The organism is Endozoicomonas sp. YOMI1 (assembly GCF_024606345.1).
GTDB lineage: Bacteria > Pseudomonadota > Gammaproteobacteria > Pseudomonadales > Endozoicomonadaceae > Endozoicomonas.
In genome coordinates, this window is record NZ_JAHHPM010000462.1 from 1 (window position 1) to 1,067 (window position 1,067).

Sequence of the window (1,067 nt, forward strand, 5' to 3'; positions counted from 1 at the left end):
ACCGCAGATATATTCTTGCCCCTGCGCTGATCAAGCTCTTTAATCCAGTTATTACGACGATCGTCGTGTTTGTCAGCTACCCTGACAACGGTTCTACCACCGTGTATCAGCAGGGTTCGCAGGTAGGTGTCACTCCGCTTACTGATCCCCAGTAAAGTGGGTACACCACCGGTAGACTGCTGTTTGGGCACCAGTCCAAGCCAGGCTGCCATTTCCCGGCCATTTTTAAATGCTGATATATCACCAATCGCAGCAAACAGTGCCGTAGCGCTGAGCAACCCAATGCCGGGTATGGTGAGCAAAAGTTTGCAAGCTTCATTATTAGCTGCAATTGTTTCGAGCTTTTGCTCAAGCTTTTCGATTCGCTTATCCAGATGTGCCATTTCTTCATACAGTTCGTTGAGGAGTTCACGAAACAGCACTGTTAAACCGTTTTCAGCATCTTCCAGAACCAGTGGGATCTGTTTACGGATATAGGATATTCCCTTTGGAATAATAACTCCGTACTCCATTAACAAACCTCGGATCTGGTTACCTAACGCTGTTCTTCTGGCCACTGCCTGGCTGCGTATTCTATGCAGGCTCTGGATATCCTGCTGCTCAATAGTTTTGGTTGGTACAAAGCGCATACTGGGGCGTTGCATTGCTTCACAGATAGCCTCAGCATCAGCAGCGTCATTCTTGTTTGACTTTACGTATGGTTTTACGAATTGGGGAGCCATTATGCGAGCGTCATGTTCCAGTTCGGTTAACTTACGACACCAGTAGTGTGAACCTCCACAAGCTTCGATGCCGATAACGCATTGCGGCATATTAGCAATAAAGGGCAAGAGTTCCTTGCGATTAAGTTTCTTTTTGAGAACCACATGACCTTTGGCATCAACACCATGTAACTGGAAACTCTTTTTGCTCAGATCAATTCCGAGAAAAGCTACCTGACCTTTTTGACTGGCTCTTGCTTTGGTATGCTTACCCATGGTTCGCTCCGTTTCTTATTATGAATGATGTCTGCACAACTCATTCTATCTTGGCTCATTTGAAGCCGTTTTGGGAGCGGGGCGGACCAT

Annotated in this window: 1 protein-coding gene; it reads right to left on the reverse strand. The window is 46.7% G+C overall.

All coding sequences use genetic code 11. From position 1 onward, the window contains the following. Nucleotides 1-977 (reverse strand): IS110 family transposase (locus tag KDK15_RS16420; protein ID WP_257296469.1); only part of this gene is annotated, 977 nt, incomplete at its 3' end. Nucleotides 978-1,067 lie beyond the last annotated feature (90 nt).